The sequence below is a fragment of the Bradyrhizobium sp. MI1.7 genome (genome assembly GCF_055811795.1).
In genome coordinates, this window is the sequence record NZ_JBVVPO010000251.1 from 1 (window position 1) to 563 (window position 563).

The 563-nt window shown below is 68.2% G+C and carries 1 pseudogene; it reads right to left on the reverse strand.

What is annotated here, in order from left to right:
* A pseudogene (locus AC0L3X_RS47395) lies at window positions 1-563 on the reverse strand (UDP-glucose 6-dehydrogenase); the annotation flags it as partial.

Consider the following 563-nt stretch of genomic DNA (forward strand, 5'->3'; position numbering starts at 1 on the left):
TCGGCGGTGCGGCGCGCCGTGAACATCAGCGGGGCCTGGTTCAGCGACAGCGGGCGATAGACGTCGCCCATCACCTTGCGGCCGCGCTCGTCGGAGGTGCCGACGACGACGCGGTCGGGGTACTTGAAGTCGCGGATCGCCGCGCCCTCGCGCAGGAATTCGGGGTTGGAGGCGACGACGACGTCGGCCGCGGGGTTGGTCTCGCGGATGATGCGCTCGACCTCGTCGCCGGTGCCGACCGGGACGGTCGACTTGGTCACGACGACGGTGAAGCCCGACAGCGACTGCGCGATCTCGCGCGCGGCGGCGTAGACATAGGAGAGATCGGCGTGACCATCGCCGCGGCGCGAGGGCGTGCCGACCGCGATGAAGACGGCATCGGCGTCCGCGACCGGCTTCGACAAATCGGTGGTGAAGTCGAGCCGCTTGGCCTTCACATTGGTCGCGACCAGCTCGTCGAGGCCGGGCTCGTAGATCGGAATCTCGCCGCGATGAAGCGCCGCGATCTTCTTCTCGTCCTTGTCGACGCAGGTGACGTCGTGACCGAAATCCGCAAAGCAGGC